This is a genomic window from Terriglobus sp. YAF25 (assembly GCF_052113305.1).
Classification (GTDB): domain Bacteria; phylum Acidobacteriota; class Terriglobia; order Terriglobales; family Acidobacteriaceae; genus Terriglobus.
Map to the genome: position 1 here is coordinate 1 of NZ_JBFRCY010000164.1, position 7,070 is coordinate 7,070.

General features: G+C 59.0%; 8 protein-coding genes. 5 read left to right on the plus strand and 3 right to left on the minus strand.

Going from position 1 to position 7,070, the window contains the following annotated elements; translation table 11 throughout:
* Nucleotides 1-29 precede the first annotated feature (29 nt).
* On the plus strand, nucleotides 30-497 hold the full coding sequence (locus tag AB4043_RS08885; RefSeq protein ID WP_442302218.1) for a HesB/IscA family protein: 468 nt from the start codon (nucleotides 30-32) through the stop codon (nucleotides 495-497).
* Nucleotides 498-668: 171 nt separating this feature from the next.
* On the opposite strand, the gene AB4043_RS08890 is transcribed toward AB4043_RS08885, so the two are convergent.
* Nucleotides 669-1,409 (minus strand): 3-oxoacyl-ACP reductase family protein, encoded by a 741-nt coding sequence (locus AB4043_RS08890; protein ID WP_442306887.1) that lies wholly within the window; start codon nucleotides 1,407-1,409, stop codon nucleotides 669-671.
* A 288-nt stretch (nucleotides 1,410-1,697) separates the two neighbouring features.
* Here AB4043_RS08890 and hscB point away from each other — a divergent pair, with 288 nt between their 5' ends.
* On the plus strand, nucleotides 1,698-2,309 hold the full coding sequence (hscB, locus tag AB4043_RS08895; protein WP_442302216.1) for a Fe-S protein assembly co-chaperone HscB: 612 nt from the start codon (nucleotides 1,698-1,700) through the stop codon (nucleotides 2,307-2,309).
* Nucleotides 2,310-2,483: 174 nt separating this feature from the next.
* On the opposite strand, the gene AB4043_RS08900 is transcribed toward hscB, so the two are convergent.
* On the minus strand, nucleotides 2,484-2,921 hold the full coding sequence (locus AB4043_RS08900; RefSeq protein WP_442302215.1) for a VOC family protein: 438 nt from the start codon (nucleotides 2,919-2,921) through the stop codon (nucleotides 2,484-2,486).
* 52 nt (nucleotides 2,922-2,973) lie between these two features.
* Nucleotides 2,974-3,780: a helix-turn-helix domain-containing protein gene (locus tag AB4043_RS08905; protein WP_442302214.1), complete on the minus strand. Its 807-nt coding sequence runs from the start codon at nucleotides 3,778-3,780 to the stop codon at nucleotides 2,974-2,976.
* Nucleotides 3,781-3,982: 202 nt separating this feature from the next.
* Here AB4043_RS08905 and hscA point away from each other — a divergent pair, with 202 nt between their 5' ends.
* The 3 genes from hscA to AB4043_RS08920 all read left to right on the plus strand — a co-directional run.
* On the plus strand, nucleotides 3,983-5,953 hold the full coding sequence (gene hscA / locus AB4043_RS08910) for a Fe-S protein assembly chaperone HscA (protein ID WP_442306888.1): 1,971 nt from the start codon (nucleotides 3,983-3,985) through the stop codon (nucleotides 5,951-5,953).
* Between the two features lie 5 nt (nucleotides 5,954-5,958).
* The gene (locus AB4043_RS08915) at nucleotides 5,959-6,399 is read left to right on the plus strand and encodes a 2Fe-2S iron-sulfur cluster-binding protein (protein ID WP_442302212.1); all 441 of its coding nucleotides are present in this window, start codon (nucleotides 5,959-5,961) and stop codon (nucleotides 6,397-6,399) included.
* A 240-nt stretch (nucleotides 6,400-6,639) separates the two neighbouring features.
* Nucleotides 6,640-7,070: PAS domain S-box protein (locus tag AB4043_RS08920; RefSeq protein ID WP_442306889.1), on the plus strand; the 431-nt coding region annotated here is incomplete at its 3' end.

Consider the following 7,070-nt stretch of genomic DNA (forward strand, 5'->3'; position numbering starts at 1 on the left):
GACGGGTTCCCTGTCGCATCTAAATATCTATGTCCACTGTCTCCATCAGCTCGACCACCAGCAACGCCATGAGCGCCCCGGCGCCCGAGGAGCAGAAGCTCTCCTCGCCGCTGGCGACGGCGGTGGCAGCGCCCGAATTGAATGCAAAAGCCACCGGCATCTCCGTGACAGAAAAGGCGATCCGCCGCGTCCGTGCCGCCATGCACAAGGAAGGCATCTCCGGTACCGACGGAGGTCTGCGGCTGGGCGTTACCGGCGGCGGCTGCTCCGGTCTGAGCTACTCCATCCGCTTCGATACCAAGCCGCGTGAACGCGACCGCGTGTGGGAGTTTGAGCAGGACAGCGAACGGGTCCGCATCTTCGTCGATCCCAAGAGCTTCCTCTACTTGAACGGCATGATCCTCGACTTCGAAGAGACCCTCATGCGCCAGGGTTTCAACTTCATCAATCCCAACTCGCAGAAATCCTGCGGCTGCGGATCGTCGTTCACGGCATAAAAGCTCTTAGAGAAGACAACGAGAGGCCGGCCATCGTGGCCGGCCTCTTGCATGCAGCCCTCAGAGCATTTTTCCTGTTGCTGGGTATCCCGGAAGGGCGTGCGGCGGCGTTTCATTGCGGAAAACGCCCATAGATGCGGAAGCCCTACTCTACACCTACAGGAAAATGCTCTAGGCAGCGAAGCCCCCATCGATCAACAGGCTTGCGCCGGTAATGTATCCAGCCTCCGGGCCTGCAAGATAACTCACCATGCCCGCAATCTCATCGGCATGACCGTAGCGCTTCAGCGCCAACAATGACAGCATCGTCTCCGCAAAGGGTCCGGACGCTGGATTCAGATCGGTATCAACCGGGCCGGGCTGAATGTTGTTGACCGTAATGCTGCGCGATCCCAGATCACGCGCCAGTCCCTGCGTGAAGCTGGCCAGTGCGCCCTTCGTCAGGGCATAGACAGAGCCACCCGCAAACGGCATCCGCTCTGCATTGGTGGAGCCGATATGGATGATCCGGCCTCCGTCAGGCATGTTGCGAACCGCCTCCTGCGTGGCTGTAAACACACTGCGTACGTTTACCGAGAGCGAGCGCTCAAAGTCGGCCTCGCTGAAGTCAGCGATAGGCGCCAGGACGGCGATACCGGCGTTGTTGACCAGGATGTCGATCTTGCCGAACTCCTTTGCCGCCTGCTGCACGGCCGAGCGTACTGCTGCCYGATCCGTCGCATCCGCCTTGATAGCGATGGCTTTCCCTCCGGCCTTCTGAACCTGATCGACGACCTGTTGTGCCTGATCGGGCGACGCGCTGTAGGTAAATGCGACCTGTGCACCGTCGGAGGCGAGGCGCTTGACGATCGCCGCACCGATACCACGTGAGCCGCCGGTGACGAGCGCCGCTCTTCCACTGAGGTTTGCCATGACGAATTCTCCTGTTCTGATTGAGGCTTATTTCTGAATGCCCTATTTATAGAACGACACCGATGCCCATGCACCAGCACTGATACTGATGACCATACTGCAGAAATGATCTTCCGGCTGCGGGCAGAACAGCGATGGCGGCGTGGCCTGTTGCATAGAGCATTTTTCCTGTAGCTGTCGTGCAGGGCTTGTGCATTTATGGGCATTTTCCGCAATGAAAACGCCGCTGCACGATCCTTCGGGATACCAGCAACAGGAAAAATGCTCTAACCGATACACTGGTGATCGATGAGTGATTACTTTGCGTTCTTCGGTCTTCCCCGTCATCTGCATCTCGACACCGCCGCCCTGGAGAAGCAGTTCTACACTCTGAGCCGCAAACTGCACCCCGACCGCTTCGCCGCGAAGCCTGTCGCGGAGCAGGAAGAGGCTCTGCGCCAGTCCTCGTTGTTGAACGACGCCTATCGCACGTTGAAGGAACCCATCGCCCGTACGGAATATCTGTTGACATTGGAAGGCGTGCAACTCGAAGAGCAGTCACGTGCCGCTACCGATGCAGCCAGAGCCGCCGGCACCGAGAAGAAACAGGTGGCTCCGCCGGAGCTTCTCGAAGAAGCCTTCGAGCTCAACATGCAGCTTGAAGAGATGAAGATGAACAAACAGATGGGCGACGACGATCCCCAACTGCGCAAAGACCTCGAAATCGCAAAGGCGAACTTCGAAGGCATGCTCGCCAGCGCACAGACCGAGCTCGAATCGCTATGGACAGCCTGGGATGCGGCTGTCGATGCAGGTGACGATACCGCGAAGACCAAAGCCCGCGACCGCATAGTGGCATTGCTCAATCGCCGCAGCTACATTCGCAACCTCGTGCGCGACGTCAACGCAGCGTTGGAATAGTCACCACGATGTTCTTAGGTGGGAGCAGCGGGCTTCAGCCCGCTGATTTCAGACTTACTAATCAATGGGCTTTAGCCCTGGGCCTTTCTGTCCTCCAGAAAATGAGCCCAGGGCTAAAGCCCATTTGTTATGTGGCTCTAAACCGTGGGCTGAAGCCCACGGCTCCCACCTGCTTCACATCTTTGCCCATGGGTTATACGTCCCTACATGCCACAGATATCCCTCAGGATCGCGGCACGTAAACCCTTTGCCGCCGTAGAACTTTTCTTCAAGATCGAAGACCATCTCTGCTCCCGCAGCCTTTGCGAGCGCATACACCGCATCGCAGTCGCTGACCACCAGCGACACACTCCTCGTCTCGCGTCCGCCAATCTCCTGCGGAGTCGCGGCATACGGTGTGTATGGGGTTTCATTCTGCGCCGAGCCCAGCATGATCATGCCGTTGCCGAAGGTAAGCTGCGCATGGTCGACGCGTATACCATCAGCGTTCATGTATACGGCATTCTTTTCAAAGCCGAGTGCGGTACAAAGCCATTCGATTGCCGCCACGCAGTCGCGATACCGCATGCCGGGAATCACAGTTGAGGGAACGTTCGCTGCCGGAGTTTTCATGCGCCTATCTTCCTCTCTCTGCCAACAAGCTTCTTGGAAAAAACGGAAATCTTTACAACACGAGATGGTTCGCCCATGGCCGCTCAAGACGGGAATAGGCCGTCGGACTGATGCCTGAGAACTCATAAAACTCATTCGCAAAGTGCGACTGATCGTAGTATCCGCACTCCAGCGCCAACTCTGCCCACGGTTGCTCTGTCCCCTGATGTAACTGCTGCACCGCCCGCTGAAACCGCAGGATCCGCAGAAACGACTTCGGAGACACACCGATCTCCTCGCGAAACAGATCGCGCACTCTGCGATCGCTGAGGCCCGTTGCCTTGCTCGCATCTGCCAACGAGCACGCCGTCGCATGCCGCCGGATCTCCAGCAACATGGAACGTACCGCCGGGTGCAGGGGTGCGGCTCCCAGCCTGCCGCGCAAGAACGATTCGAGCACGGCAAACTTCAACTCCGGACCGGAGACGTCCATCAGGCGCTCACGGAGGGTTGCGGCATCCTTACCGAGCAGCGATTCCAGATCCGTCTCTTGGCCGCAAAGCTGCGCCGCCGGCTCCGCGAAGAAACGCCGCTGCCCGCCGGGAGCAAAGACCACGCCGACCATCTCTTCGGTGTCCGCGAGGTCGATGGTCTGGTACCCATGCTGCAGCCCAACCAGAAGCGATGGGGCCTGCAGGAATCGCTCTCCGGAACGAAGAACTCCATGACAGTGCGCGTGCGCCAGGTTGATGACGATCTGCGTGTCACCATTCGGCAGGACGCGCTGCACGGTGCTCACCATGCCGGGTGTACGGACGTACCAGAGCGTCTTCACCCATCGCGCGAGCGGCGCCTTCGGCTTGTATTCGAGGTAGACCATTTTCCCTGTAGGTGTAATGAAGGATTCCACATCTATGGGCGTTTGCCGCAATGAAAACGCCGCTGCACGCGCTCTTCGGGGATACCCAGCAACAGGGAAAATGCCCTAGACCGCGCATCGCCTTTGCTGTGCCGTCATCAGAAGAATGCGACAATAGTATGTTGCGCCTCTGCGGCTTTCAGCCGCCAGTGGACCCTTGTTTATGGCAGATCTTTTACAGATTGAGAGCATTCAGCCCGCGGGCCGCGTGGTCGGTATCGACCTCGGTACAACGAACTCCCTCGTCGCCTTTATGGAAGGTGAAAAGCCGGTGGTCATTCCGGGCGAAGACGGATCGAACCTTGTCCCCTCGGTGGTTGCGTTCACCGGCGAAGGCGCGATCGTGGGCAATCCGGCGCGCGCCACCTTGCTGAGCCATCCGGGCAGCGCTGTCTACTCCGCCAAGCGCCTGATGGGGCGTGGTTTGGAAGATGTTCGGGATGAGTTAAAGCTCTTCCCTTTTCAGATCGCCTCCAAAGCCGGTGAAGTGTTGCGGCTCAAAGTTGGCGACCGCGAGATGACGCCACCGGAGATCTCCGCTCTGGTTCTGGGCCAGTTGAAGAGGAACGCCGAGCGCTTCTTTGGCCAGGCAGTCACCAAGGCTGTCATCACCGTTCCCGCGTACTTCAACGACGCGCAGCGGCAGGCCACCAARGACGCCGGCCGCATCGCCGGCCTTGAGGTGCTGCGCCTGGTCAACGAACCCACGGCAGCCGCTCTGGCCTATGGCCTCGACCGCGCGAAGGAAGGCATTGTCGCCGTCTACGACCTCGGCGGCGGAACCTTCGACGTCTCCATCCTCAAACTGCACGAAGGCATCTTCGAGGTTATCTCCACCAACGGAGACACGCACCTCGGTGGTGACGATATCGACCACCTGCTGCTGGCGATTGCGCTCGATGAGATCGCCAACGAGATCGACCCCGCGCTCGCCGCCAATCCGCAGACCGTGCAGGCTGTACGCAAAGCTGTGATCGACGCCAAGATCGCTCTCTCCTCGGAACAGGAGACGCGGATTGACGCCGCCCTGCCCGGCGGCCGCAAGTACCAGCGCACGATCACACGCGACCAGTTTGAAAGCCTGATCGTCGATGTCATCGCGCGCACCGCTGGTCCGGTAAAGCAGGCCCTCAAAGACGCCGCTCTGCAACCGGATCAGATCAACGAAGTCGTCCTCGTCGGTGGTTCCACCCGCATTCCTGCAGTACGCGCTCTGGTAGACACGCTCTTTGGGCTGRGCGCTCGTGGCAGGAAGGCTCACACCGAGCTCAATCCCGATGAGGTCGTGGCTCTTGGCGCTGCCGTACAGGCCGACATCCTTGCCGGCGGCTCGGCCGCAACCGAAGACCTGCTGCTGCTTGACGTCACTCCGCTCTCGCTCGGCATTGAAGCGCTTGGCGGTGTCGTCGCTAAGATCATTCAGCGCAACTCCACCATTCCGGCAAGCGCGACCGAGCACTTCACCACCGGTGTCGACGGACAGACCAATGTCGCCATCCACGTGGTGCAGGGCGAGCGTGAGCTGGCGAAGGACTGCCGTTCCCTGGCCCGCTTCGACCTCAAGGGAATTCCTCCCATGACCGCCGGTATGCCGCGCATCGAGGTGAAGTTCCTTATCGACGCCAACGGCATTCTGCACGTCAGCGCTCGCGAACAGCGCAGCGGCAAAGAGGCGGAGATCGAGGTGAAGCCGACCTACGGCCTCACCGACGAGCAGGTGGAAGAGATGATTCTCTCGAGCTTCGACAATGCGGAAGCCGACCTCGCCGAACGCCAGTTGATCGAAGCAAGGAACGAAGCCGCCACGATCATCGACGCGGTCGAAAAGGGTAAGAAGCATTTTGCCTGGCAGCAGTTGAATGCCGACGAACTCGCCGCTATCAAGATCGCCGAAGTCGAACTCGACGCCTCGCTGAAGGGCGGAGACTACAAGATCATTCGCACGGCAATCGACGGCCTGGATAAAGCCACTCGGCGCTTCGCGGAGCTAATGATGGACTCCGCCGTTGCCGGAGCGCTCACGGGACAAACCATGGATGCCGCGGGTGAGAAAATGGGAGAGGGCCCCACAGCGCCGCACCCCTTCGCACCCGCACAGATCAGCGAAGCGAAGCCCGAAGAAAAGAAGGACTAAAAGATATGTCAGATACCACAAATCTTCCCGAGGTTGACCTCAGCAAGCCTCCCGCTGCTGACATGGTGCGCGTAACGTTTTTGCCCGAGGGCAAGACGGTGGAGTTCAAGTTCGGCACCATGCCCTACGATCACCACGGCAAGCCGATGAGCTTCCTGGATGTGGCTGAGAACTATCACATCTTTCTGGACCACGCCTGCGGAGGCTCCTGCGCCTGCACCACCTGCCATGTCTATGTGAAGGAAGGGGCGGCGGGTCTCTCTGAACCCGAGGATGATGAACTGGACCGCATCGACCAGGCTGCTGGGCCACAACTAAACTCCCGTCTTGGCTGTCAGGCCATCATTACGAAGCCTGGAAGTTATACGGTGGAGATCCCAAGCTGGAATCGAAACTACGTCAGCGAAGGCAAACCGCTGGCGCTGGCGAACGAAAAAAAGGACTGATATAGTGCTTTGGTTTTAGCACGGCAGATTACTTAAGGAACCTTATCCACCCCTTAAGCGGTGACTCCAAGTTAGGTACTCGTACCAAAACGGGAATGCTTCACAATCCACACAGGACGGCCCCTCCCCGGACCCTCTATTGTTCCTGACAATGGTGCCATGGTGCCGATGCCTCCTGTCAGCGAATTGTCATGGGGGGCGGATTTTTCGCTCCGAGCCATGGTCAGGGCGCTACCTGGTGTGCTCCTGCTATTCGACCGGAATGGTCTGATCCTCGCAGCCAGCGGTGGGGCAGAGGCTTTTTTTGACTATTCAGCTGATGAGCTGATCGGCAAAGAGATCGAAACGCTTCTTCCCGAATTTCGCAGACGCGGACACGCTGAAGCCGCGAAGAGCCATGCGGAGTTCACGGCCGTCTCCAGACACGGTACGGCGATTCCAGTGGAGGTGCGGCTAGGGATGCTAGACGGTGCTTCCGGTGATCCGTTCCTGGCCTCCATTACGGATCTCTCCGCACGTAAAGAGCTGGAAATCTCTTTGAAACACAGCCGGCTCGAGATGGAGCGGCTGCGGGATATGCTGGCGGAAAAATCCGTAAAGCTGGGTCACTCCGAAGAGAACCTTCGGAATAACCGCGAGAAGTTCCGCTACCTCTTCGAACGCAATCCGCT